General features: G+C 46.9%; 25 protein-coding genes. 15 read left to right on the forward strand and 10 right to left on the reverse strand.

The features are described 5' to 3' along the window. Window positions 1-4 precede the first annotated feature (4 nt). Window positions 5-1,402 carry a sigma-54 dependent transcriptional regulator gene (locus MHM94_RS15920; RefSeq protein WP_235420034.1) on the reverse strand — a complete coding sequence of 466 codons (1,398 nt, stop codon included), beginning with the start codon at window positions 1,400-1,402 and terminating at the stop codon, window positions 5-7. 219 nt (window positions 1,403-1,621) lie between these two features. Between MHM94_RS15920 and MHM94_RS15925 the strand changes: the two genes are divergently transcribed. The 5 genes from MHM94_RS15925 (at window position 1,622) to MHM94_RS15945 (ending at window position 8,983) form a co-directional block, all read left to right on the forward strand. After that, the gene (locus tag MHM94_RS15925; RefSeq protein ID WP_235420033.1) at window positions 1,622-2,875 is read left to right on the forward strand and encodes an efflux RND transporter periplasmic adaptor subunit; all 1,254 of its coding nucleotides are present in this window, start codon (window positions 1,622-1,624) and stop codon (window positions 2,873-2,875) included. A gap of 10 nt (window positions 2,876-2,885) precedes the next feature. Continuing rightward, window positions 2,886-3,593 carry an ABC transporter ATP-binding protein gene (locus MHM94_RS15930; RefSeq protein WP_022944901.1) on the forward strand — a complete coding sequence of 236 codons (708 nt, stop codon included), beginning with the start codon at window positions 2,886-2,888 and terminating at the stop codon, window positions 3,591-3,593. A 2-nt stretch (window positions 3,594-3,595) separates the two neighbouring features. Further along, window positions 3,596-5,989: an FtsX-like permease family protein gene (locus tag MHM94_RS15935; protein WP_235420032.1), complete on the forward strand. Its 2,394-nt coding sequence runs from the start codon at window positions 3,596-3,598 to the stop codon at window positions 5,987-5,989. A gap of 169 nt (window positions 5,990-6,158) precedes the next feature. Next, window positions 6,159-8,564, forward strand: a complete 2,406-nt coding sequence (locus MHM94_RS15940; RefSeq protein WP_235420031.1) for an ABC transporter permease — start codon at window positions 6,159-6,161, stop codon at window positions 8,562-8,564. A 98-nt stretch (window positions 8,565-8,662) separates the two neighbouring features. Then, window positions 8,663-8,983 (forward strand): DUF6482 family protein, encoded by a 321-nt coding sequence (locus MHM94_RS15945; RefSeq protein ID WP_045979451.1) that lies wholly within the window; start codon window positions 8,663-8,665, stop codon window positions 8,981-8,983. A 5-nt stretch (window positions 8,984-8,988) separates the two neighbouring features. Here MHM94_RS15945 and MHM94_RS15950 read toward each other — a convergent pair whose 3' ends face one another. Next, window positions 8,989-9,441 carry a DUF6436 domain-containing protein gene (locus MHM94_RS15950; RefSeq protein ID WP_235420030.1) on the reverse strand — a complete coding sequence of 151 codons (453 nt, stop codon included), beginning with the start codon at window positions 9,439-9,441 and terminating at the stop codon, window positions 8,989-8,991. Between the two features lie 52 nt (window positions 9,442-9,493). After that, window positions 9,494-10,966 carry a methyl-accepting chemotaxis protein gene (locus MHM94_RS15955; RefSeq protein ID WP_235420029.1) on the reverse strand — a complete coding sequence of 491 codons (1,473 nt, stop codon included), beginning with the start codon at window positions 10,964-10,966 and terminating at the stop codon, window positions 9,494-9,496. 241 nt (window positions 10,967-11,207) lie between these two features. On the opposite strand from MHM94_RS15955, the gene MHM94_RS15960 reads away from it, so the two are divergent. Then, window positions 11,208-11,972 carry a DeoR family transcriptional regulator gene (locus tag MHM94_RS15960; RefSeq protein ID WP_022944907.1) on the forward strand — a complete coding sequence of 255 codons (765 nt, stop codon included), beginning with the start codon at window positions 11,208-11,210 and terminating at the stop codon, window positions 11,970-11,972. A 63-nt stretch (window positions 11,973-12,035) separates the two neighbouring features. Next, window positions 12,036-13,856, forward strand: a complete 1,821-nt coding sequence (gene glmS, locus MHM94_RS15965) for a glutamine--fructose-6-phosphate transaminase (isomerizing) (RefSeq protein ID WP_235420028.1) — start codon at window positions 12,036-12,038, stop codon at window positions 13,854-13,856. A gap of 163 nt (window positions 13,857-14,019) precedes the next feature. Here the strand turns inward: glmS and MHM94_RS15970 are convergent, their stop codons facing one another. The 4 genes from MHM94_RS15970 to MHM94_RS15985 all read right to left on the reverse strand — a co-directional run bounded on the left by MHM94_RS15970 (window position 14,020) and on the right by MHM94_RS15985 (window position 16,570). Further along, entirely contained in the window at window positions 14,020-14,382 is a 363-nt protein-coding gene (locus MHM94_RS15970) for a hypothetical protein (protein WP_235420027.1), read from the reverse strand. A 113-nt stretch (window positions 14,383-14,495) separates the two neighbouring features. Further along, the gene (locus tag MHM94_RS15975) at window positions 14,496-14,858 is read right to left on the reverse strand and encodes a hypothetical protein (protein ID WP_235420026.1); all 363 of its coding nucleotides are present in this window, start codon (window positions 14,856-14,858) and stop codon (window positions 14,496-14,498) included. A gap of 431 nt (window positions 14,859-15,289) precedes the next feature. Further along, the gene (locus tag MHM94_RS15980) at window positions 15,290-16,057 is read right to left on the reverse strand and encodes an Abi-alpha family protein (protein WP_235420025.1); all 768 of its coding nucleotides are present in this window, start codon (window positions 16,055-16,057) and stop codon (window positions 15,290-15,292) included. A gap of 273 nt (window positions 16,058-16,330) precedes the next feature. Continuing rightward, window positions 16,331-16,570 carry a hypothetical protein gene (locus MHM94_RS15985; protein ID WP_235420024.1) on the reverse strand — a complete coding sequence of 80 codons (240 nt, stop codon included), beginning with the start codon at window positions 16,568-16,570 and terminating at the stop codon, window positions 16,331-16,333. A gap of 284 nt (window positions 16,571-16,854) precedes the next feature. Here MHM94_RS15985 and MHM94_RS15990 point away from each other — a divergent pair, with 284 nt between their 5' ends. Further along, the gene (locus MHM94_RS15990; protein WP_151173656.1) at window positions 16,855-17,643 is read left to right on the forward strand and encodes a hypothetical protein; all 789 of its coding nucleotides are present in this window, start codon (window positions 16,855-16,857) and stop codon (window positions 17,641-17,643) included. Between the two features lie 161 nt (window positions 17,644-17,804). Here the strand turns inward: MHM94_RS15990 and MHM94_RS15995 are convergent, their stop codons facing one another. Continuing rightward, window positions 17,805-18,158, reverse strand: a complete 354-nt coding sequence (locus MHM94_RS15995) for a hypothetical protein (protein ID WP_130146709.1) — start codon at window positions 18,156-18,158, stop codon at window positions 17,805-17,807. Between the two features lie 58 nt (window positions 18,159-18,216). Beyond that, window positions 18,217-19,182 (reverse strand): calcium/sodium antiporter, encoded by a 966-nt coding sequence (locus tag MHM94_RS16000; protein ID WP_022944918.1) that lies wholly within the window; start codon window positions 19,180-19,182, stop codon window positions 18,217-18,219. A 171-nt stretch (window positions 19,183-19,353) separates the two neighbouring features. On the opposite strand from MHM94_RS16000, the gene MHM94_RS16005 reads away from it, so the two are divergent. Further along, the gene (locus MHM94_RS16005) at window positions 19,354-19,596 is read left to right on the forward strand and encodes a TIGR02647 family protein (protein ID WP_022944921.1); all 243 of its coding nucleotides are present in this window, start codon (window positions 19,354-19,356) and stop codon (window positions 19,594-19,596) included. A 70-nt stretch (window positions 19,597-19,666) separates the two neighbouring features. Continuing rightward, a complete protein-coding gene (locus MHM94_RS16010) occupies window positions 19,667-20,179 on the forward strand; it encodes a hypothetical protein (RefSeq protein WP_235420023.1) in 513 nt (170 codons plus the stop codon). Here the strand turns inward: MHM94_RS16010 and MHM94_RS16015 are convergent. Next, window positions 20,149-20,766 carry an aspartyl/asparaginyl beta-hydroxylase domain-containing protein gene (locus MHM94_RS16015; RefSeq protein WP_235420022.1) on the reverse strand — a complete coding sequence of 206 codons (618 nt, stop codon included), beginning with the start codon at window positions 20,764-20,766 and terminating at the stop codon, window positions 20,149-20,151. The genes MHM94_RS16010 and MHM94_RS16015 overlap by 31 nt on opposite strands. Before the next feature lie 140 nt (window positions 20,767-20,906). On the opposite strand from MHM94_RS16015, the gene MHM94_RS16020 reads away from it, so the two are divergent. The 5 genes from MHM94_RS16020 (at window position 20,907) to MHM94_RS16040 (ending at window position 25,671) form a co-directional block, all read left to right on the forward strand. Beyond that, window positions 20,907-21,389, forward strand: a complete 483-nt coding sequence (locus MHM94_RS16020) for a DUF523 domain-containing protein (RefSeq protein WP_151173767.1) — start codon at window positions 20,907-20,909, stop codon at window positions 21,387-21,389. Between the two features lie 81 nt (window positions 21,390-21,470). Beyond that, window positions 21,471-21,848, forward strand: a complete 378-nt coding sequence (locus tag MHM94_RS16025) for a DUF3703 domain-containing protein (RefSeq protein WP_235420021.1) — start codon at window positions 21,471-21,473, stop codon at window positions 21,846-21,848. After that, a complete protein-coding gene (locus tag MHM94_RS16030) occupies window positions 21,845-22,303 on the forward strand; it encodes a GNAT family N-acetyltransferase (protein WP_026111105.1) in 459 nt (152 codons plus the stop codon). Before MHM94_RS16025 ends, MHM94_RS16030 begins: the two co-directional genes overlap by 4 nt. Window positions 22,304-22,457: 154 nt before the next feature. Continuing rightward, complete coding sequence (locus MHM94_RS16035; protein ID WP_235420020.1) at window positions 22,458-24,536, forward strand: TonB-dependent siderophore receptor; 2,079 nt, start codon at window positions 22,458-22,460, stop codon at window positions 24,534-24,536. Then, on the forward strand, window positions 24,526-25,671 hold the full coding sequence (locus MHM94_RS16040; protein ID WP_235420019.1) for a heparan-alpha-glucosaminide N-acetyltransferase domain-containing protein: 1,146 nt from the start codon (window positions 24,526-24,528) through the stop codon (window positions 25,669-25,671). Before MHM94_RS16035 ends, MHM94_RS16040 begins: the two co-directional genes overlap by 11 nt. Window positions 25,672-25,674 lie beyond the last annotated feature (3 nt).

Raw genomic sequence — 25,674 nt, forward strand, 5'->3', positions numbered from 1 at the left:
AGTGTTAAAGCCCGTATTTTTCTAAGCGTCGATACATGGCACCACGAGTCAGCCCTAATGCTTTAGCGGCGTGGCTCACATTACCTTGGAAGTGAGTGAGTGCAGCGCGAATTGCGCGATGTTCCAGCTCTTCTAGGTTGAAGGTATCATACTGCTCACCTTGCTGTGGTGCTACGCTACCGGTGGTCGCCGGTGCGCTAATAACTGAGCCAATGTCTAGCTCAGTGCCGGTAGAGAGGATCACCGCTCGTTCTATTGCATGCGCTAATTCGCGTACATTGCCTGGCCATTGATAGCTACTTAACGCCTGCATGCTGGAGTTGCTAACGCTAAGTTCGCGTTTGTATTTTTGGCCAAAATGGTTGAGGTAGTAGTCAACCAGTAAAGGAATGTCCTGATGACGCTCGCGCAGCGGCGGTAGGGCGATTTCCACGGTATTGATTCGATACAGTAAATCTTGACGAAAACGGCCTTCGCTTACTGCCTCATGTAAATTATCATTGGTGGCGCTGATTAAACGAATATCGACATCGATGGTTTTGCTGCCACCAATGGGCGTGATTTGCCGATTTTGCAATGCTGCCAACAGCTTCACTTGTTGCTCCAGCGGCAAATTGCCTAGTTCATCCAAGAATAAACTGCCACCGCCAGCGAGTTCGAAGCGGCCAACGCGGTCTTCTTTGGCATCAGTGAAAGCGCCTTTTTTATGGCCAAATAATTCGCTCTCCATCAGTGATGCGCTCATGGCTCCCATATCAACGCTAATAAAAGGGCCGCTATGACGTAGGCTTTGCTGGTGGATAGCATGGGCAGTGAGCTCTTTACCGGTACCACTTTCACCGGTGATAAGAATATTGGCGTCGGTTTGGGCTGCTCGTTCGATGGTATCGAATACTTTTAACATCGCATCGCTTTGCCCTAAAAAGGCAAACTTATTGCTATTTAATGCATCGTTTAAGCCTTGGGTTTGGCGCTTGAGCTGACCCACTTGGCGCTTATCTTTGGCGTGGCTAAAAGCCGCAGCGACACTGGCTAACAGCTGGTCGTTTTGCCATGGCTTGGCGATAAAATCTGCGGCACCAGCCTTTATTGCATCTACAGCCAGTTGAATATCGCTATACGCGGTCATAAGCAGCACCACAATCGTGGGGTCTTGCGCGGCGATTTTTTTTAGCCAGTAGAATCCCTCTTGGCCACTGATGGAGTCTTGGGTAAAGTTCATATCCAATAAAATCACATCAATGGGCTGGTCAGCCTGTTGTTGCTCGTTAACAATACCTTCTATATCAAAAGGGTTGTCCGTGGTTTTAACGCTTTGATAATGCTGTTTAAGTAATAAACGCGCGGCGATAAGAATATCGGGGTTGTCATCAACCACTAGTATAGAGCCTGCCTGTTTCATATCCCTGCCTTGGCTTTTTCTTTTTAGCCTACCCCAGTTATTCATTCCCTGTCCACAAATGGGCACTGTAAAGAATTGAGGTGTTCTATAAGCGGACACCTTATTGCTCAGAATAATCCCGTCTTAAAATTAAGTCGTTGAAATATATGGAAATTAAATTTTGGCACGGAGCTTGATAGTTACCCCTTATATAGCGAACACATATATTGGGTGACTGAGATGGATAGAAAAATAGAATCATCAGGCTTAAAAAAGCACGCGAAGAAAGTCGCAATGTCGGTTATTGCTCTCAGTGTTGCGGCCGCTGCTTACGGGTTTAGTCAAAGCTCTTCACAAGGTCGTAGCCAAACGGTTAATGCCAGTAATTTAACGGTAAGCACCGTGAACCAAGGCGAATTTGTCGATGCACTAAGTTTACGTGGACAAGTAGTACCAAAAACCACCATCTACCTCGACACTATTGCCGGTGGTCAGGTGGAAGAGCGTCTTGTAGAGCAGGGTGAATTTGTCAAAAAAGGTCAGCCTCTGGTGCGTTTAAGTAACACCAATTTGCAACTTGATGTAATGAGCCGGGAAGCACAAGTTACTGAGCAACTTAACTTTCTGCGTAACACCCAGATGAATATGGAGACCAGCCGCTTAAACTTACGTCGAGATTTATTAGAAATTGAACTGAAAATCACTCATCTAACTCGCCGCCTTAAGCAAACTGCGCCCTTGGTAGAAAAAGGCATGCTTTCCCGAGAGCAGCTCTCTGAGCTAAAAGAAGACTTAGCTTATTATCAAGCGCGTAAAGAGCTCACTATTGAGCGTCAACAGCAAGAGAAAAGCATTCGTGAAGTGCAGTTGGCACAGCTACAAGATAGTGCTGAAATGCTCGAGAAAAACCTTCAGTTTGCGCGCCGCAACCTCGATAACTTGCTGATCACTGCCCCTGTGGACGGGTATTTGAGTGAGTTGGATGTTGAAATTGGCGCATCAAAGAGTCGTGGCGCGCGTTTAGGTCAGATTGATATACCCAACGAGTACAAGCTAGTGATCCGCTTAGACGAGTTTTATCTCAGCCAAGTACGCTCTGGTATGGAGGTCATTATTGAACTTGAACAAGGGGATGTCAGCGCCACAGTCACCAAAATAGACAGTCGCGTGCAGCAATCACAATTTCAAATTGAAGTCGAACTGCCAGAGCAAGCGAGCAACATCAAGCGGGGACAGAGCTTGGATGTCGAGCTGATGCTTGGCGGTAGTCAAGATAATGCGCTGTTGTTGTCGCGAGGCGCATTCTTTAGCAGCTCAGGCGGCAATTGGGTGTATGTCATGAATGATGATAACAGTGGCGCCGTTCGCCGCGACATCCGCCTAGGTCGAAAAAACCAAGATTATTACGAAGTGCTCAGCGGCCTTGAGCCCGGTGACAAAGTGATCACCTCAAGCTACGCCAACTTCGATAAAGCACAACAATTACAATTTTAAAGGAACAATGATGATCAAGCTAACTAACTTATCGCGCGTATTTCGTACTCAAGACGTTGAAACAACTGCACTTAACGATATTAACCTCAGTGTTAAAGAGGGTGATTTCTTGGCCATTATGGGCCCTTCAGGGTGTGGTAAATCTACCTTGTTATCTATCCTTGGCATGCTTGATTCGCCAACTAGCGGACAGTTTGAGTTTCTGGGTGAGGACATTGCTGGCTACAACGAAAAGCAATTAGCGCAGCTGAGAAAAGCCAGCATTGGCTTTGTGTTCCAAAGCTTTAACCTTATCGATGAGCTCACCGTGTATGAAAACGTTGAGCTGCCGCTGCAATATCAAAAAATAGATAAAGCTGAGCGCAAGCAACGTGTTGAAGCTATTTTAAAGCGCGTAGGCATCGATCACCGTGGCGATCACTTACCGCAACAGCTTTCCGGTGGTCAGCAGCAGCGCGTCGCCGTCGCGCGAGCACTGGTAATTAATCCTAAGCTGATCCTCGCCGATGAGCCCACCGGTAATTTGGACTCTAAAAACGGGGATGAAGTCATGACCATGCTGCGTGAACTTAATCGCGAGGGCACCACAGTGATCATGGTGACGCACTCAGAGAAAGAAGGGAACTATGCCGACCGCCTAGTTCGCCTGCTTGATGGCCAAATCATGGTGGATAAAGCCAATGCCGCTAATCCTGCGGTTAATACAGAGGTGGCATAGCCATGATCTTAAGTTACATAATTACAGCGCTGCGTGCTTTTAAGCTACAAAAGCAGCACTTCGCGCTCAACGTGTTTGGTTTGAGCGTGGGCTTAGCCGCAGCTATTTTGGTGGCGCTTTTTGCCGTCAATGAGCTTTCCTATGACGCGCAGCAGCCTGACGCTGAGCGGGTTTATCGCGTGGGCCAAGACTTTAGCAAACTTGGCTTGGCGGTGATCCCTATCTCTAACTACACGCAGGCAAAAAATGCGCAAAGTTACAGTCAAATCGAGGATGTGTTTGCCCTAACTTTGTCAGAACAAACTCAGGCTACCCCTGCCAATGTGACCTATCGCTCTCAAGGTTATAAGTTGGATGGCTTGTTTGGCGCCACCGCTAATATTGAGCGTTTTATTGCCTTGCGCACCTTAGATGGTTCATTAAGTCAGGCGTTGAGTACGCCAAATGGCTTGGCATTGAGCGAATCTGAGGCACTGCGTATCTTCGGGAAGGTGAATGCAGTGGGTGAAACCTTGGTGCACGAGCATGGCCAGTACACCGTGCGAGCCGTGTTCGCCGATTTAGCCGACAACACCCATTTTGCTTTCAAGTCCCTGGCCTACTTTGAACATAACCCGGAAAACCTGCGTGCCAACCACAGCTATGTGTATTTAAAGCTGGCTCCTAACACCGACACCCAGGCTCTGGCCCAAACGCTCACAGAGCAGTACTTCGCTAACGATGAAAGCTATCAGGTGAGCATTGAGTTACACCCACTGCGTGATCTGCATTTAACTGCCAAATCACCGTTTGAAATGAAAACGGGGGGTGCTAAACAGGTGGTAGTGATTTGTGCCGGGCTGAGTGTATTGCTGATACTTATCGCTGGCTTTAACTTCATTAACATGACCGTGGCGCAATCGGCTAAACGCGCCAAAGAAGTGGGTGTGCGCAAGGCCCTAGGTGCAAGTAAAGCTCAGCTTGTGACGCAGTTCTTATCAGAGTCGGTGTTGGTATCATTGCTGTCTATGGTGCTCGCATGCATTGCCGTTGAGCTTATTCTCCCTAGTTTTAATGCCTTGGTAGATAGAGAGCTGGTGGTTAACTACGCCTCTATGTTTAGCGTTGTGGTGCTGGCGGTGGCCGTAGCGGTGGGCTTACTTGCAGGGCTGTATCCTGCCTTCTTTATTTCGTCATTTAGCGCGAAACGGGTGTTAAGTGGCGATTTACAGCGAGGTAATACCGCAATATTTGTTCGTAAGAGCTTACTTACCTTGCAGGCCTCGTTATCTATAGCTTTAATTATCGCCACTGTGACTTTGCAGCAGCAATTAGCCTACTTACAAAGCTTACCTTTGGGGTATGAAACGCAACAGCGCTTAGTTATCTCTGAGTTGCCGCGCAAAATGGTGCTGACCAAAGAGCCCAGTGCCTTAGTTAAAAATCTCGCTGCAATTGAAGGCGTAAACAATGTCAGTGTGGTGGATACTCAGCTCACTGTCTCAATCAACAATACCGTGGCACCGGTGTGGCCTAATGGTGAGAGTACCGAAGGCTTAACGCCAATTATAGGTACCGATTTTAATGTTGTGGAAACCTTAGGTCTTAAGCTCGTTGCCGGTCGTGGCTTTAGCGCCGAGTATGCTGGTGATTGGGCGCAGCGAATTAACGGTACCACTCAGGTTGGCACCTTGGTAACCGAATCTATTGCTAAGCAAGCGGGGTATTCACAGCCGAGTGAGGTGGTGGGTAAAACCATCACCACTCAAGGGCAAGGGATGGCAATGCGAGTGGTCGGCGTGGTAGCCGATGTAAAAGTGGGCAATGCCCAAGATGCCAACTCGAACATCATGTTCCTATGTGGGCTGAGTTATGGCCCTGTGGCTGAGGTGATAATGAATATCGATCAGCAAAACTTGCCATACATTCAGCAGCAAGTAACAACGGTATTAGCCAATCATGCCAAGATTTATGAGCCTAAAATCAGTTTACTCTCAGAGGACTATAAAAATTTACTGCGTGGCGATGAGCGCGTGTCGCAAGTGGTGTTTATATTCACTGCGTTGGCCGTGTTCTTAACCTGCTTAGGCACCTTTGGTTTAGCGTCATTCGCGACTATTCGCCGACAAAAGGAAATTGCTGTACGCAAAGTTCTTGGCGCCTCCCGAGCCAGTATTATCAACATTTTAGCTAAAGAATTCTTACTACTAGTGGCGCTGAGCATTGCTATAGCCTATCCAGTGACCTACTGGCTGGTGGGTGATTGGTTAGCAAACTTCAACGACCGTATTGAGCAGGCTATCTGGGTGTATGGCATCGCCGCTCTCGCTGTTGCCGGTATTACCTGGCTGACGGTTGCGGGGTTAGCCTTTAAAGCGGCCAGTACGCGCCCTTCATTAACACTGAGATACGAATAGGGTGTAGGCGGCGCCGTTAGGGCGTCGCCGCAAAAAATCACAATGATAAAAAACATATGCAATATGCCGACGAACAACAATAACGACTTCGAAGTGGCGAACAATAGCGCGCGAAGCAGACAGATATTGGCATTACTCAGCTTGTATATACATCAGCAGGAGTGCACCTATGCTCACTAGTTACTTATCGGCTGCGCTACGCGCATTCGTAACCCATAAACAACATTTTCTATTAAACGTATTTGGCTTGGCGGTGGGCTTGGCTGCGGCTATTTTAATGGCACTGTTTGCCCGTTTTGAGGCCAGTGTCGACGCGCATCAGCCCCACTTTGAGCACACTTATCGGTTATCGCAACACTTTCGTGAAATGGGAGTGAATGCGCCGATTACTAATTACTACGCAGCGCAAGAGGTGGCAAAAAATGGTGCGGTAGAGGATATCTTTGCCTTGAAAATGCACCCTCGGCTATCTGGGGATTTTAGTGCTCATGGCAACTATTACAAAATGAAAGATTTATTTGCCACAGGCACCAATATCACCGACTTTGTTGCGCTCGATGTGCTTTTTGGTGATTTGCAGCGCACGCTGAGCGCACCGAACAGAATCGCGTTGAGCGAACATGAAGCCATACGTATTTTTGGCCAGGCTAATGCCATTGGTGAGACCTTAAGCAAAGGGCAAACGACCTACACAGTTACCGCCGTATTCGCCGATTTGCAAGATAATACCCACTTTGCTTTTTCCGGGTTAGTGGCAATGCAGGACGAAAATCCTAATTACCAGCTCAATAACTTTTATGTGTATGTACGCTTTGCTGCCGACGCTGATATCAAAGCCGAGCAAGCACGTTTTGCCGAGGCTTACCCTGAACTTGTTTACCCAGATCAGCCGCTCGGTTTCGTGACCTTATCCTTTGAGCACCTACCTAGCATTCACCTGCATTCCGATAGCCGTTATGAGCTTAAAGAAAATGGCTCGTACACTGTGGTGTTGATCAGCTTTTCGCTGAGTATTCTATTAATCGTGTTGGCGGCTTTTAACTTCATTAATATGAGCATCGCGCAGTCGGCTAAACGAGCCAAAGAGGTGGGTGTACGCAAGGCGCTGGGGGCGAGCAAGGCGCAAATTATTAATCAATTCCTAGTGGAATCCTTATTGGTAACCAGTGTGGCAGCGGTGCTTGCGTGCGCGTTATTGGAATTAGCACTACCAGCGTTTAACCAGTTGGTAGGGCGCACTTTGGTGATCAACTATTTTTCAGAGTTTGGCATTATTTTAGTCGCGGTCGTGGTATCGGTGGGCGTGTTAGCTGGCGCGTACCCCGCATTTTTTATGTCAGCGTTTAGTGCGAAACGCGTGCTCAGCGGTGATATTCAGCGTGGTCGTACTGCTATTTTGGTGCGCAAGTTGTTGCTGACTTTGCAAGCCTCTTTATCTATTGCCCTGATCATCGGTGCATTCTCCTTGCATCAGCAACTTAGTCACTTGCAATCGCTGGCGGTTGGCTATGAAAAACAATACCGTTTAGAGGTGGATGATATCCCGGCTAGACAATTGTACTTCAAGCACAACAATGTCTTGAGTCAGCGCATCAATGCTGTACCAGGGGTGATCTCTAGCAGCATTACCGATGCCTCTTTTACCTCGTCATTCAACACTAGCTTTACTGTGACTTCGGATAACGGTGAGTTAAATGATGCTGTGATCCCTTTTATTGGTGTGGGCTTTAATATTGCTGAAACCGCTGGGCTAGAGGTTATCGCTGGGCGCGACCTGAGCGCCGACTACGGCAGTGATTGGCATAGCTTAGGCGACGATGGCAACGGCCGGGCTGGGGTGCTGGTATCGCAATCATTCGTTAAAGTGGCCGGTTATGACAGTGCTGAGCAAGCCATTGGCAAAGAGCTTTACAGCAGCTCCGGAGACAACCAGGAAGTGCTCAAAATTGTGGGCGTGATCAATGATGTCACCATTGGTTCAGCGCGTGAGGCTTCGGCATCGCCTTTAATCTTGGTGTGCGGCTTTAGCTGGGCCAACGAGGGCAAGTTGATTATTAACTTTGAGCCGAGCCAGCTTAACGCGGTAAAAACGCAGGTGCAGCAGATCGTCAGTGACCAGTTAAATGTGCACAATGCTGATATTGAGCTGGTAGCAGATAACTACCGCGCGTTATATAAAAACGATGAACGTGTTTCTACCTTAGTTGCCATCTTCTGTATTTTGGCAATCTTATTAACCTGCTTAGGTACCTTTGGATTAGCTGCATTCTCTACCTTACGCCGTCAAAAAGAAGTGGCTGTGCGCAAAGTGCTCGGTGCATCTAGGTTAAGTATCGTTAACTTACTCGCCAAAGAGTTCCTACTGCTGGTGGCCATAAGTACTGCCATTGCCTTTCCATTAACCTACTGGTTAGTGGGTGACTGGCTGGCCAACTTTAACGAGCGTATTGATCAGGCTATATGGTTTTACGTTGTCGCCGCCGCTTTGGTAGCCATGATCACCTGGTTAACTGTGGCTAGCCTCGCCTTTAGAGCGGCTAGCACCCGGCCTTCGTTAACGCTGCGCTATGAATAATTAACCCAACCCTACTCAAAGCGCACGAAAGTGCGCTTTTTTTAATCCATTCCCGCTGTTGCTGCGTTTAACAGTTAATAGAGTGAGGAGTGCAATTTATGCAAGCAAATCAACTTAAAGCCGCGTTAGCCGATAGCCAATATCGCGCCATCATCCTTAGTTATGCCGATGCTAATCATTATTTAGCCGGAGCCCTTGATACCGACGGTAATTATCATATTCTGAGCGATAACAACGACACATTGAAACCCTTTAATTCTTTGCGTGAAGCCGAGTGTGCGCTGGTTGAACTCGGCGCGACTCAAGCATTATTGAAAATGCAGTCTGCGTATGAAGAAATAGGACCCAGTGATTTTTGTGGTGATGGCATCAGCAATATGGAAATTCGTCAGCTCAAGCGAGCCGGCTCAACGGTGTAGCGCTGCTACACACGGCAGTAGCAGCCAGAGACCTTGCTTACTAGCATCGAGCTGTGATAGCCATTTTCGTAGTTGCTTATAACGGTATCAATAATGCCATCTTCGATGGCGCACCCGAGCCCCACAGAGAGGGGGCCAGCGTAAAGCACGCTGCCCTGCGCTAACATAATGGCTGCGGGCACAGCAGGTAGCAGGCCTGTGGGCAGTGACGATGCATCGACCTGGCGAACCTTTATTCCTGCTCGGCGAGCATCAGCTATGACCTTACTTTGGTGAGGCGCAGCGACTCGTTGGCAATGACATTGCTCATTGCCCACCAATAGCAAGGTGGTGCTGTGCTTTTCACTATCAATATCCGCCATTACCGGCAGTAACGAGCGTTGCCACTGTGGCTGCTGCAACATGTTGTTTGGATCAAATACAGTGGCCCGTTTGTCGGCCACAAACCACAAAGCCACTGCACTGCATAGCAGCCATAGGCCGCTGATAACCAACTTCAATATTTGTTTGTTAGCGCTGGACAAAACGAGATACCTGAGCCTTCAAACCATCTAAAGCATTGAGCATGTTGGCCACCTGCTCATCAAGCTGATGGATGTTGATACTGTCTTTTTCTGATAGTTCGCGAACATGAACGCTTTGCTGGGCTATTTGCTGAGTATTGCTGGCTTGCTGCAAAACAATTTCTTTAACATTATCAGAATCATCCTTAATCACTATCATGGTTTGTTCCACCGCTGAGATAGCCTCTAGGACTGAGGAACTCAGTTGCTCGACAATATTCACTTTATCAATACAGTGCCCCATGGAGGTGGTCGATTTATCGCTGTTAGCGACCAGCTCTTTAAGCGTATGCGCTATTTTGTCGGTGGCTTGTTTTGAGGTATTGGCAAGCGATCTTACTTCATCGGCGACTACCGCGAAGCCTCGGCCTTGTTCGCCCGCCCGGGCTGCCTCTATAGCGGCATTCAATGCTAATAGATTGGTTTGCTCGGCAATGGCATTTATGTCATTGAGCAGGTTAGAGATAAGCGCACAGCTAGACTCCAAATCCTTTAACTGCTGCTGCGTGGTGTCGAGCATTTGCGCTAAAGCATGGCTTTGTGCATCGGTCTCATGGACTTCTTTCATGGCACCTTGCAGTTGCGTTGAGATCATCGCGTATTGATCGGCCACGTGCTCGCTTTGGCTTTGAACCTGGCTAAAGCCATCACTCACTTGCTCTCCTGCTTGAGAAATCAGGTTATTTTGCGTTTGCTTATGTTCGGCGTTTTGGGTGAGTAATTGTTGTAGCTCAGCCACCTTGGTGGCGCCTTGAATAAGCGCTTGCTGCTCTTTATGGACCGAATCAACAACGCTACTGAGTTGATCGAGTAGAGTATTGAATTGTGCCAGTGCATTGCTACCTTTCGCATCAACACGCACAGAAAGGTCTAGCTTCATTGGGTCGCGGGCTATCTTCTCTATGGCAGACTCCAGCGCTTTTCCACCTTGATATTCCTGATACAACATGTGTGCGATATAAGCAGCAATGAGTGCTTCTGCTGTGGCGTATACAGCGTGGATAAGCACGGTACTAAAGGCGAGTCTTTGTGGGTCGAATACGTAAACGCCCACATCGCCCGTTTGCATAAAGTAAAAACTGATGTGATGCGCAGCGACTAATAAAAGTGCGGTGATAAAAATGCGCCAGTTTTTAAAAATGACCAAAATCGCCATAAAGATAAAAATCTCAAAATGCACTTCAATCAGGCCGTAGGCTTGGTGAATATGCAAAAATGAGAACATCATCAATGCGGCAGCACTCACATGATGTGTCAGCCGGCTCTGCGGGGCACTTTTAAGCAGGTATATGGGTAAAGAAGCGATAATAAAGCTGATGACTAAGCCTTGCCCGATGTTGTCGTAATACAGACCCAGTGCCAGCGACTCAACGGTGAGAATAATAAACAGCGATATGAACAATGATGAGGATTTAACCAAGTTGAACTTCCTTTATTAAACACTCCGTTGTTTTAGGCTAGGCGCTGGCGAGAGCAAGCGCAAATTAAGTAATGAAATTATTACGTTGCTCGTATCAGTGTTGATCACTCACTGATTGTGCTTAAGCCGTAATTAAGGGTTTTGCGACTATTTTTGTGCGCATACCATTTGTGCATTGAGCTTAACATAAAGTTTCGACTATAATGTTTTATCTTTCGAATCGAAACTTAAGTGTAACTGAATGACTAAGCGCAATACCCAGCAACGCCGCCATACTATTCTTAGCCAAGTTAATGAAGTGGGTGAAGTCTCAGTAGAGGCGTTAGCGGAGCAGCTGCAAACATCAGAAGTTACGATTCGAAAGGATTTAGCAACACTTGAAAAAAACGGCCTCTTGCTACGCCGATACGGTGGCGCGATTGCCTTACCCAATGAAATCGTTGCCAGTGAAGAGCCGCAAGATTCAGCCCGTAAACGCGCTATTGCCAAGGCAGCCGCTCAGCTTATTAAAGATCATCACCGCATTATCATCGATAGCGGGCGCACCACCGCCGCCTTGATCCCTGAACTGGCGAGCAAACGAGGCCTAGTGGTGATGACCAATGCCATTAATGTTGCTAATCGTTTGCTGGCGTTAGAGAACGAGCCGACCTTATTGATGACCGGTGGTACCTGGGATCCACATTCAGAGTCTTTTCAAGGGCAAGTAGCAGAGCAGGTATTGCGCTCATATGATTTCGACACTTTATTTATCGGTGCTGATGGCATCGATGTTTCCCGTGGAACCACTACTTTCAACGAACTTATCGGCCTAAGCCAAGTGATGGCTGAAGCGGCCCGTGAAGTGGTGGTGATGGTGGAGTCTGACAAGATAGGCCGCCGTATCCCAAATTTAGAACTGCCTTGGCACAAGGTCAGCACTTTGATCACCGACAACACCTTGGCTGCAGACTTGCGCCAAGAGATCAGCGCGCATGGCGTACATTTAATTTGTGCCAAGGTATAAACACATAACCCGACCGACAACATCGGGCTTTTTAACAACACATACTGTGCAAATGGAGAATCTATGTGTGGAATAGTAGGGGCTGTTGCCGAACGCCCTGTGAACCGAATTTTAATTGAGGGCCTTAAGCGCCTTGAATACCGTGGCTACGATTCAGCAGGCGTAGCGCTATCGCAACAAAGCACCTTAAATTGCGTTAAAGCTGTGGGTAAGGTGGCGGCGTTGGAAAGTGCGCTCAATGAAGCCAATGTTTCCGGCACAACGGGCATTGCCCACACTCGCTGGGCGACCCATGGTGGCGTTACCGAAGCTAATGCCCACCCGCATGTCTCTAACAATGAATTAGCACTGGTTCATAACGGCATTATCGAAAACCATGCCAGTTTGCGCGAAGCGCTACAAGGCGATGGCTACGAGTTTGTATCGCAAACAGATACCGAAGTTATGGTGCACCTTATCCATCAATTGCGCCAACAGCACAACTCCTTGCTCAGTGCCGTACAAGCGGCGGTGAAGCAACTAGAAGGTGCCTATGGCACGGTGGTATTTGATAAAGCCAACGATAATGAAGTGATTGTTGCGCGCTCAGGAAGCCCGCTAGTTATCGGCTTAGGACTCGGCGAGAACTTTATTGCCTCTGATCAGCTTGCACTATTACCTGTAACTCGTAGCTTTATCTTCCTAGAAGAGGGCGATGTGGCTCGTATTACCCGCGATAGTGTGGAAATATTCGATAGCAACGGTCACAGTGTTGAGCGTGAAGTGGTGGAGTCTAACATTACTCAAGACGCCTCTGGCAAGGGCGACTATCGCCATTATATGCTGAAGGAAATTTACGAGCAGCCATTGGCAGTGCGTAATACCTTGGATGGTCGTTTACACGATGAGCGCGTTAGTGTTGATGCCTTTGGTGAGGGCGCAACGCAAATTTTTAAAGACGTAAAACATGTGCAAATTATCGCCTGTGGTACCTCGTATCACTCGGGAATGGTCGCGCGTTACTGGCTAGAGCAGTTTGCCGGCGTCAGCTGTAATGTCGAAATTGCCTCAGAATTCCGCTATCGCGAGTCGTTTGTGCACGAAAACAGCCTATTAGTAACGATTTCCCAATCGGGTGAAACGGCTGATACCTTGGCTGCCTTGCGTTTGGCTAAAGAGCAGGGGTACATGGCGTCGATGACCATTTGTAACGTGCCGGGCTCATCGCTGGTACGCGAGTCTGATCTAGCCTTTATGACCAAAGCAGGGGCTGAAATTGGCGTGGCTTCAACAAAAGCCTTTACTACTCAGTTAGTTGGCTTATTGATGCTAACGGCGTCTATCGCCCAAGAAAAAGGCCTTAATCAACGTGCTATTGTAAGTGCAATTAAGACCTTGCCTAACAAGCTCGAAGAAGCGTTGACCCTAGCCGAAGGCATTGAGGAGTTAGCGGAAGAGTTCGCCGACAAACACCACTCGTTATTCTTGGGTCGTGGCTCGCAGTATCCTATTGCTATGGAAGGGGCATTGAAACTCAAAGAGATCTCTTACATTCACGCCGAAGCCTATGCTGCGGGTGAGCTCAAACATGGCCCATTAGCCTTGATTGACGCCGATATGCCGATCATCGTCGTGGCGCCGAATAACGAGTTGCTCGAAAAGCTGAAATCGAATGTAGAGGAAGTGCGTGCCCGTGGCGGTATCATTTACGTGTTTGCCGATAAGGACTCACACTTTGCATCGGACGAGACCATGCGCGTAATCAATGTAAACCATGTGGAAAACATCATTGCCCCAGTGGTTTATACTATTCCACTGCAATTGCTTTCGTACTACGTTGCGGTTATTAAAGGCACCGACGTTGACCAACCCCGAAACCTAGCCAAATCGGTAACGGTGGAATAAGAAGAAATTGAAAAAGGCGCGCAAGCGCCTTTTTTGTTGCAATGGCATAAAGTGTTAGAGCGAACGGTTATTAGTAGTTAGCCCAACGGTCAGCGCAGTGCCATTAACCGCCATTCAACCATTAGTCACCCAAGCTTTAGACGTCCCACACATAATTGCCTTGTTAGGTGTTATTATCGCAGTACTCTACTCGTTGGCTAGTATAAAAGTCAGCCTTTTCAGAGTTAGCGGCAATACCAAAAGTTTTAAGCCCAACGCCATGTTTATAATACATTTCCATTGATCGAATTGCTGAGCAGTTTTTTAAGTTAGCCGCTTTTTCCAGACACGCCCAAGCAATATTACCTTTAGATTTTTCAGGAATTTGATAGATATATGTTCCTGGCTCTTCGGGGTTTGGTTTATAAGCGGTATGGAAAAAGATAGAGTACATGTGTTCTGTATCACATTTCACTGGACATTCTGCGGCAGTAGAAGAGTTAGAAACTGAAAAGCCTAACATTAATAAAATTGGCAAAATTCTCATGCAACACCTAACGCGCCATTCAGGGGCTTTTAATTGTTGGCTAAAATAACGAACGCAGTGAGGAAAGCCAACTGTTAAAAGTCCCGCACTGAAATGGCTTGTTAGGTGTTTTTTTACATCAATCTTTCATTGCCCCATTTTACGTGGACACTAGGTTTTAATTGAAGCTCAAAATCTAGTAAGCCACTAGACTCACCAAACTTAGCAATAAGTTTATCTTCGCCATTTTTACTGGTAACTATTAAGGAAGTGATTTCCTCTAGATGTAATGATGAAACTAAAATACCACTTTTTTCCCAGACCAAATTTAACAATCCACTTGCTAATTCAATAACACAATAGATGGCATCTGAACCTCTACTGGTACTGTAAGTCATTCTGTTGTAATAAAACGGGACTTCATCAATATTATCAGTGAATTCAGGTTCAGACTCAAAGAATCCTAATAGTTCGTATTGCTCAGGAAAGTCATCCATGCCTTAAAACACCTAACGCCTTAATAAACGGCGAAAAATAGTAGGCTAAAATAAGCGACGAAGGAGCGCAAGCCTACTGTTTTGCGTCCACGGTTTAATTAATTTGTTATGTGACTTTAACTCTTTTACCTAAATGCTTGCCTATAAGCCCTATTGGTAAAAGACATGTATTAATGATAATTACTCTAAAAATTATCCCTAGGAAAAACAATATATCCATATCAGGAGTACCATCCCACTCTGGCTTTTTCATAAACTCTGACATTAAATGAATATCACTAATAGCAATGGATAAGAGGACAATTAAATGGGCGATAAACAGACCAAGATAACCGAACCTTTTCGCAGAGAAAAAGGTAACTAAACACCATAAAATCCAGAAATAAAATTCGTACTCCAGAAACACTGAACTTCCCTAGTCACATAACGCCTCAAGAACCGGCGCTGCTTGCAGCGTCCGAGTTACTTGATTTGTTAGGGCTTTTCTCCACCGCACCAAAATAGTCAATAGGCGATCCCACATAGCCTTGTGCTCTTACAAATAGCTGCAAGCACAATGCATGAGGTGTTACATCAGCTCTAAGATGATCAGGGTGAAACCCACTATTGATTAGTTCAAGCCCCCGAAGATGATCTAACTCTCGATCTAGCTGATGGAGATCAGTTATGCCCGATATTTTTATTAATTCATCTGCCTCTAAATAAACAAAGTCACACGCGATAAAACCGCTTTTACTTTTGTAAGTTTTAGCTATTGAGCAAATATGAGTAATTATTTTTGCTTGGCTAGAGGTTAGCTGAGATAAAAGACCTATAAGAATAAGATTGCTCTCGTCCTTGCCATCAGAAGTGCAAGATGATGCCAAGAGCCCAGCCCATAGATTTTGCATAAAGTCATCTTCAGCCCACGAACCGTTTTCTATAGTAGAGTAGATTATTCTGGGGTGAGCGCTTAAAACGATGTCCTGCACTTGATCTTCGAGAAGTTTTTGAGCTTTGTTTGCTATTGCTATAGCATTCTTTGAGCGCCATGCACTAACTTTATCACGTAGCAGAAGTCCAAACTCCTCGGCGGCTGGCAAGCATATTCTACTTAGAAACGCGGATGCGCCATCAACGGTTCCTTTTGTCACAGTATTTACAGAGTCAGCCACCGGCTTTATTCCAAGCAAATCTAAACTCTTATTTTCGTCTTTCATCCTAATTTTCCTTGGAGCCCTAACAATTTAATATCGAGCAATTGGGTCGTTTTTCTGCCGCAACCTGTCTCGTTTTAGTCTTTAGACCATTGATAGCAAATTTAGGAAATACTTACTAGCGTTGAAGTTACGCGACATAGCTTTAACCGTAGACTCGACAAAAACGACCCTGAGGGTCGTTTTCCTGACTATGGGAGAAACTCAACGATTATGGGTGTATCACTGTGGTTTTGGTGGGAGTGGCCGTCTGACGCTTGCTCTAAGCTTCCTCTGTTATGACCTAGAAGTGCGAGCTAATTCAGCATGATTTTTTAACTTTTTCACGCAACGTATAAATACTGATATTGCTGTGATCCCCCCACAAATAATGCCGATTTGCAGAATTGATAACTCAACCGTTGCGGTGATAAATAGACTGCCAATAAGCGAACCAATTATATATGTTGCAGCAATAAATACAGCGAATGAAATCACTAACATTAACCATGTTGTAACCTTTTCCCGTTGAGACATATGACCTCCGTGACTTTCAAAACTGCGCACAAAACCTCCACTGACTAAAATGATGATAAGTTTACTTTGGTCGCTGATTTATTAATATCAAATAATGTAAGTTATTGCCATTATGGGTTTTTATCGCGCTTAATTATTATAGTAAACCTTTGATTCTTTTATCTGGCGCTGCACATTATTTGTTCTTTTTTACTGTTGCAGTTGCCTACTAATGTGTGTATTTTCGAAAAGAATCATATATCTATCGTCTATGCGCTTTTGCGCAATGTAACAGGGAGGTGATCATGTCGATAAAACCTTTAGCGATATCCTTCATAGCCTTTATAGGGCTAAACCTAACGGCCTGTGGCTCTGGCACAAAAAATGATGAGCCGAAGCAACTGACACCAACACCGACAGGTAACATCGTTGATAATAGTGCTGTTGCTGACTATCGGTTGGTTATTTATGGTAACAGTCATAGCTCACAATTAGGTTCAATCATTGAAACACTGATCAGTGACCAACTTCCAAATAAAACGATTGAAACGGTAACAATTAGTGGGCGGTTTTTAGATGAAATTGCTGCGGTTACTGCAAACGTAGAGCAATTAGAAAAAAGCACTTGGAGCCACGCCATATTTCAAGGGCAAAAGTACTCTCAGTCCGGCGCAACCGACTATCCAACGCACGCAACTGAGCGTTTAATCGCAAAGGCTAAATCAAACAACATCACACCGATATTATTTCCAGAGCACCCACAACGTGGTGACCCATCTGAGGCAGAGCGGGTATACAATTTACATCAATCAATTAGCCAACAAGAGCTTAGCTGTGTCGCGCCCGTAGGCTTGGTTTGGAACCGTGTATTAGACGTTATGCCAACGGTTGAGCTACATCATGCAGATGGTAATCATGCATCTTATGCAGGGAAGGTGCTCACTGCAATGACCTTTTATGAGATCATTACTGGCGAATTGGCGGACGCCATTCCTTATAATCCGGCGCTTCAGCTAGACCAGCAGCAGCAAGCGCTGTTTGGGCAAATTGTCACGCAAGTGCTTTTAGAACACCCTGCGTGCCCACAGAGTTAACAGTCATTGCCCTAGTTGCCTAGGGCGACGTCAAAGCCAGTGAGTACCTGCTGGCTGTGGTGGGCAGAGGCGTTGGCGTGTTGCATCTGCATCACCTGGGCAGTACTTGATTAAAGCGCACACTTTATCAAAGGATAACAGTTATGCGTTTATCGCACAGATTAAGGTGCGTATTCTGGCGTTCGCAAGAAAAATAGAATGATTAACTCGGCGAGGCTAATGGAGGCCAATTGCGCCGTTACGCCTAGCATAACGCCGATACCTGACTGTGGGTCTGATTGAATCCCAAACACTAATCCCAGCATGATGAAAAAGCTGAATATCGCCGGCGTGGCTCGCATCACGGCTAATTTTGTATTGCGATAGCTGTGACTGTTGGCCAAAAAATACAAGATAGCATAGGGCGATAGCAGCAATAACAGAGCCAGACCGGCTCCCCAATATGTAAAAGCAATGGCAGCAAAAGATAAAACAGCAAGTGCCTTAATTGCATAATATGTTTTCTTATATTGCATAGGTTGTCCTTAACTAAGGTGTTCAATGATTAGAGAGTGGGTTTGCCCGCACTCGCGTTTACACTAAGGTCCACAGCAAGTAGCCGTTGTAGGCGAGATAACCGCTGAGCAATAGCCCCCCTTCTGCCCGGTTGATACGGCCTTGACGGCCGATGCCATAGGCCATGACCAGCAAAGCAAGCGTTAACACCAGCATCACTCCCCAATCACGATAAAAAATATCTGCGCCAAGGCCGAAGGGTTCAATCGCTCCAGCAATACCAATAACGGCAAGAATATTAAACATGTTCGAGCCCACCACGTTGCCAATGGCGATATCATGCTCGCCTTTTTTTGCCGCAATAATAGACGCAGCTAACTCTGGTAGTGAAGTGCCCAAAGCGACAATAGTCAGGCCAATGACTAAATCACTGACTCCCAATGCTGAGGCGACTTGCACCGCACCCCACACTAATATGCGTGAACTTAGCACCAGTACCACTAAGCCACACACTAACCAAAACAGTGCGCTTTTTAACCCCATGCTTTGGCTGGTAACACCCTGCTCGGTGTCGTTTGCCAGTGGATCGTTGTGGTGGCGCAGGCCTGAATATATTGACCATGCCACCACGCTAACAAAGCCACCAAGCAGCAAGGTGGCATCGAATGTGGTCAATTGACCATCGTAGAGCAAATAGCCACACAGCAACACCACAGCCAAAAGCAGTGGTAGCTCTTTGCGAACAATATTCGAGTGCACTGTGATGGGAGCAATCAGTGCAGTGACCCCTAAAATTAGGCCAATATTGACAATGTTTGAGCCAAGAGCGTTGCCTAGTGCTAGCGCCGGATTGCCATCGCTCGCAGCCATCGCCGAGACAACCATTTCCGGTGCGGATGTGCCAAACCCGACAATAAGCATACCGATCAAAATAGTGGGTAACCCTGCGTGTGCCGCTGTGGCCGCAGCGCCGTCTACAAAGCGTCCGGCACTGTAAACCAGTAGTATAAAACCAGCTACAATCGCTGTTATTGCAAGCAACATTGTTCCTCCGCCATCTTGGCTTTTATGGCCTTAATATGGGCGCATTAGTTGCCCTTGTAAAGCATTTACTTTCATCTACTTAGCAAGAAATAAAGTACTTTAAAAAAGCGGCATAAATTTGATCTTCAACTAGCATTAAAGTGATAGCAACAACAATTATAAGGAATCACCGTGCGCATAAATAAAACCATGATTGATGAAATGGAGCTGTTGGCAAAGTTTCCACGTGCTAGCCACATGCAGGGCATAAAGGTACACAGTGATGCTGATGCAACGTTGCGTGATGCAGCGCAGCGATTGTTCGATAAAGGCATTACCGATAGTCCCGATGGGGGGTATTTAACCGATTTAGGCCTCGACTTAGTGAAACATTTAGACACTCTCTACGCGGCATTAAGCTCAAAAGCCGGGTAATGGCCTGTAATAGCAAGCGTGAGTGTCGCCGCTGTAAGCTGCAAGTATCACAACAGCTGACGAGGTGATCATGGTGCACACTCACTTGCCTGCTATTTTGCAGTTCTTCGATGATATCGAGCTGCCTTATCGCTTTGCTCCAGTGACTGAAGAGAGCTTTCTTCCGGGTATCAATATTCATCAAGGGATATTAGTGATTGATAAAAAGCGCTTAGCCCATGAAGGGGATTTACTCCATGAGGCTGGGCACTTAGCGGTTACAGACTGGCATCACCGCGCCACACTCAGCGGTGATGTTAAACAATGGGGGCACCAAGGCGGCGAAGAAATGGCGGCAATGGCGTGGTCGTGGGCAGCACTTCAAGCGATAGGTCTGCCGCCTAGTGTCGTGTTTCACGAACACGGCTATCGCGGCGCTGCCGCTAACTTAATTACTGCCTTTAGCACTAACCCAGGCCCGGGTGTGCCGCTACTTTATAGTTGGTTTATGTGTCTTGCACCCGAGCAACCACAGGGGTTTCCCGTTATGCAACACTGGTTTCGCGATGACGCTTACACCCATAGGCAATTAGCACTGTTATAAACTTGGTGAGTAAGCCAGGCGTTACTTTGGCAGTCGATCACCACATTGATGCGGTCTTCAGTACTGCGGTTGTGCACGCTATGTGTCATGTTGGCATTGAGATACCAAAGCTCTCCGCACTGCATCGGCACACGATGATCAGCTACGTTGAATATAAGGTGCTCGTCGCTACGCAATGGCAAGTGTAATCTGGCCTCGCCGAATTCCAGTGCGAGCCCTGGGTCTTGATGGGGTTTTATTTCCGCGCCGGCTCGTAAGCGCATGAGTCGCACAGCTTTTACCGGACAAGGCAGACTCGCCAACACCTCAACAAGCGCATGACTGTTTTGTAATAACGCTAAGTTGGTCCAATGTTCGCCTTGGTCAATACTAAAGCTTTGTAAGATCTCATGGGCGCTTTTATGGTGGGCTTGGCAACGTAACGGAACAACATCCCACTGGCCCTGATAATGTTGGGTATTTACATGAGGAACCCAAGGCAGAGTTGTTAACTCAGGCAATGAATTGAGAATATCCAACGGCGAAAAACAGAGCGAGAGCTGCGCAAATGCGGCTACTTGTCCGCTGAGTTGATGATTCTGACACATAGTAAAAAAAGCCGAAAAAGCATGCCATTAGTACAACACCCTGAAAATTATTAACCATTACGGGTCATTACAGCGCCTTACTAGCCGAGCGCTGATATTTTCGCTAAGTTACTGGCTGATATCAGCCATTTATTATCGTGATGACCCCAGTTTTAGTGAGTGCCTGCCTGTTGGGCAGTAAAGTGCGTTATAACGCCACCTGCGTAAGTGCAGAGTGCGAACATATGCAATGGCTGCGTAGCCATTGTCATATCATGCCATTGTGCCCAGAGGTTGCTGCGGGCTTGCCGATTCCCAGAGCGGCAGCAGAAATTGTAGGGGGTGATGGCGATGATGTGCTCGCAGGGCGCGCTAAAATAGTGACCGCAGATGGTGAGGATGTCACAGCGGTGTTTTTGCAAGGCGCTCGCCAGGCACTAGCATTGTGCAAACAGCACGACATTCGCTATGCGGTGTTAACAGAATCGAGCCCTTCCTGTGGTAGCAATACCATTTACAATGGCGAGTTTGGTGCTCGCAAGGTGCCGGGGCAAGGGGTCGTGAGTGCACTGCTACGAGCAAATCACGTGAGTGTGTTTAGCCAACATACCTTAAAACAATTGCGAGTACAGCTCAGCGATTAAGAAGTCACCATTTAATGCTTGCCTTGGAGCTAACTCTAAGTAGTATGCTAGATGAAAGTTTGTTCACTTTTAAGAGCGTCCATGACCTTTAGTCAAGCCATTCGGTTTAGTGTATTACGTGAGTTGGTGTATGCACGCCAAGCCCAGCATGCCAACGACCCCAATAAACAGTTTTTTCATTTGCAAAATGCCCATGTATTGGGGCAAGAGTCCACCTATTGGCATACTTATGTGCATATGTTGATGTTACGTTGGGCGTGGTGTAACCGCGTTTTACCAGAATTCACAGGGCAATTGGTAAGAGTTCTCGGGGCCGCCAGCAAAACCGCCTTGGGTTGGGTGCCTAGGGGGAATACTGGTGGCGCTAATGTCAGCCCATTTAAAGTGATGCCCATCCCTGCAAATTACGCTCAAACTATCGCCAACGCTAAAAAGAGGGTCGCAACATGGGAGCAATAAGTTTGTCGTTGCGCGCGATTACTAAAGGCAACTATGAGGCCGTATGTGACCTTGATGTAAGTGAGCAGCAACAAGATTATGTGGCCTGTAATATGTGGTCCTTAGTTGAAGCGCAATTTAATAGCGGCTATAGCACCCGGGCAATTTACTTGGGTGAGCAGCCTATCGGGTTCTTTATGTGGGTACAGGAAAGTGCGCACAAGGTATCAATCTGGCGGTTTATGATTGACGAGCGCTATCAGCGCCAAGGGTATGGCCGTTATGCCTTAACGTTGGCCATTGCCGAAATTAAAGAACAGCCACAGATCACAGAAATTGAAATTTGCTATAACCCCTCCAACCCTGTTGCGAAGCAGTTTTACAGCCAATTTGGATTCATTGAACAGGGCATGGATGACGATGAGGAAGACATGTTGGCCCTGTTGTATATAGAAAACCAAACTCCCTGGCACTAGCTATCTGATGGGTAGCGTAGAGCCGCTTTAACCTATCCATAAGAATTAGCCCATCACTGCATCGGTTGGTCGCGATAAGTCATATTTATCATACAAGTATTTTGTTACTTTATATCATTTGCTATGATATAACAAATTCTACTTGGGTGATGTTATGAAGTATCCACTTTCGCTTTTAGTGCTGGCTTTGCCGAGTTGGGCATTTGCACAGCAAAACAATGACATAGAAACGATTACCGTTGAGCACAAGCAAGCTTTTCGCGGTGATATTCCCGCACAAGAGTTGCCACAATCAATTACCACACTGGGCAAAGACTTAATTTCCGATAACGGCATTACACGTTTTCGTGATGCTCTTGATTTCTCTGCTAGTATCTCGCGCAAAAATAATGGTGGCGCGCTGTGGGATAGCTATTCGATTCGTGGCCTGTCGGGCAACGAAAATATGCCCTCGGGATACCTTATCAATGGTTTTAGCGGTGGCCGTGGCTTTGCTGGGCCGCGAGACGTATCCAATATTGAATATATTGAGGTACTTAAAGGGCCAGGCTCGGCATTATATGGGCGCTCAGAGCCGGGCGGTACAGTTAATATTATTACTAAAAAGCCACAGTTTTATCAGCAAGGACAGTTACAAGCTGAGATAGGCAGTGACAATCACACGCGTGTGCAAGGAGATTACACGAACGCAGTTAACGACGATGTTGCTTTTCGCATCAACGGGGCTTGGCAAGACAGTGATAGTTACCGGGATTATGTGCACCATGACAAGTTCGCAATTACGCCGTCCCTTTACTACCAAGTGGGGGATGACTCTTCACTGACCTATGAGTTTGAGTATGTTGATCAGCAGCAAATGTACGATCGCGGTATTGTGGTTTTAAATGGTGATATTGAAACCCTGCCTGAGTCGCGATTTTTAGGAAACCCCAACGATACGCCTACCAAGGTACATTCGCGCGGCCACCAGCTGCAATATCATAATGATTTAAATAGCGATTGGTCACTGCTTGTCGGTGCCAGTTATCGAACGGGTACATTAACGGGTTATTCTTCTGATGCGGAATTGTCGCCGTCAAGACAGTCTGTATACGATGATGGTCGTACTCTCACGCGTCAGCATCGTTATCGCGACTATAAGTCTGATGATCTATCGGCACGTATCGAGCTAAGCGGCCACTTTGAGGTTGCCGGCATTACTAACCATGTGCTGATCGGTGTGGATGGTTATGACTATGAGTTGCGCACGGGCCTATATCGGTATCGGGGTGGCTACGGCACCTATACCCTAGATATATTCGAGCCTGATTATAACTCTATGCCGGGCCCTGATGTGAGCATGCAATACGAGAACAATGAACAGCAAGATGCCTATGGTATCTATGTACAAGATCAGCTCGACCTAGGTGATTCGCTCAAAGTGATGCTCGGGCTCAGATTTGATGAAATAGCCCAAGATATTTTCGAAACCAAGTCTGGGGTGGCTTCAAAAAGCACTAAAAATCGTATAAGCCCGCGCTTTGGTGTGGTTTACGACGTTAATAGCGCTATTAATTTATATGCCAGCTATTCAGAAGGCTTTTTACCGCTCAGTGGCACCGATGCCAACGGCAAGCCGTTTGGCTTTGAGGAAAGTGACTCGTTTGAGGTCGGAATAAAATTTAGTACCGAACACCTTAGCGGTACGCTGGCGTGGTTTGATGCGACCAAGAGTAACATGCTGGTGTCTGATCCAATCAATGTCGGTTACTCAGCGCCGGTAGGCGAGGCGAATAGCCGAGGCGTTGAGCTTGATCTATCCGGCTCGCTCGGTAGTAACAGCGATTACACCTTGTCTTATGCCTATGTTGATGCGAAAACGGCCAACGACGTAATTAACGCTGACTGGTTAGTACCGATACCCGAAGGCAGCCCGCTGGTAAACGTACCCAAGCATAATGCTGCTGTGGCTATAAACCATGCCCTGACACTGTGGCAGCAAGACATAAAAGTAGGGGCTCATTACAAGTATAACTCCGACCGCTTGGGCGACCCCGCCGATCTCAGTTTTCGTATTCCCAGCTACCAACTTGTAGGTCTATACGCAAAATGGTTTGCATCACAGCAGCTATCGGTGGCGCTGAATGTCGATAACATTTTTAATGAGCACTATATTGCCAGTAGTTACAATGCTATGTGGGCGTATCCGGGTGCGCCAACACAGTTTAAACTGAGTGTCGGTTATGACTTCTGAGCAGCTAAAGAAGCGTATTCATAGCATTGATATTATGCGCGGTGTGGTGATTCTGCTAATGCTGGTGGATCACGTGCGTGAGCGTTTCTTTTTACACATGCAAGTGAGCGACCCTATGGTCATAGAAACGACTTCGCCGGGGTTATTTTGGAGTCGTTTCGCCGCTCATTTTTGCGCGCCTGCATTTATCTTTTTAACTGGCATGTCGGCGTGGTTATATCAGCACGCCAGGCAAGGCCAACCACGCAGTGCCACCGGGTTTTTGCTCAAACGTGGGCTTTTTATTATAGCCCTTGAAGTAACCCTGATTAGCTACTCGTGGATGGGCAGTTACCATACCCTATGGCTACAGGTTATGTGGGCGATTGGCCTGTGTATGCTGGTGCTGGCGATATTGCACAAGCTACCTATGCCGGTGTTGCTGACCTTAGGTTTAACCATTGTATTTACTCATAACATGCTCACCCCCATCGAGTTTAATGAAAATGAGTGGGGGTATACGCTGTGGCGTATTCTGCATGATCGCGGCTACATCTTGGAAACAAGTTGGCTCAATGTGAAGGTCAGCTATCCAGTGCTACCATGGATTGGCGTAATCTTGCTTGGTTATTGTGCCGGACCGCTGTATGGCAAAGGCATCGCGATGCCACGACGTCAGGCTTGGCTATTAGGGCTTGCGTTAATCTGTGTGTTGCTCTTTGCTTTGTTACGCGGTGGCAATATTTATGGTGAAACATTGCCTTGGCATTCTTTCGACTCGGCGATGCAAACGACCATGTCGATTTTCAATATCACTAAGTATCCCCCCTCTTTGAGCTTTTTACTCATTACTCTGGCGGGTATGTTTGTCGGCCTCTATGTCTTTGAAAAGCCGCTGGGAAGTGTCACCAACATATTGCGTACCTTTGGTTCGGTACCCATGTTCTTTTACGTCGTCCATTTGTACGTGTTGCTAGTATTGTACCAAGCTGCTTATTGGCTGGTGGGAAATAACCAGGGCAAGTATGTGGGGGTTAATCACATTGCTTGGATATGGCTTATCGCTGTGGTGCTTGCCGTGGCTCTTTACTTGCCTGTGAAGTGGTTTAGCGATTACAAGCGCACTCATCATCGGTGGTGGCTAAAGTATCTATAACAT

It is taken from the genome of Pseudoalteromonas sp. CNAT2-18.1 (assembly GCF_022347865.1).
In the GTDB taxonomy this organism is placed as follows: domain Bacteria; phylum Pseudomonadota; class Gammaproteobacteria; order Enterobacterales; family Alteromonadaceae; genus Pseudoalteromonas; species Pseudoalteromonas ruthenica.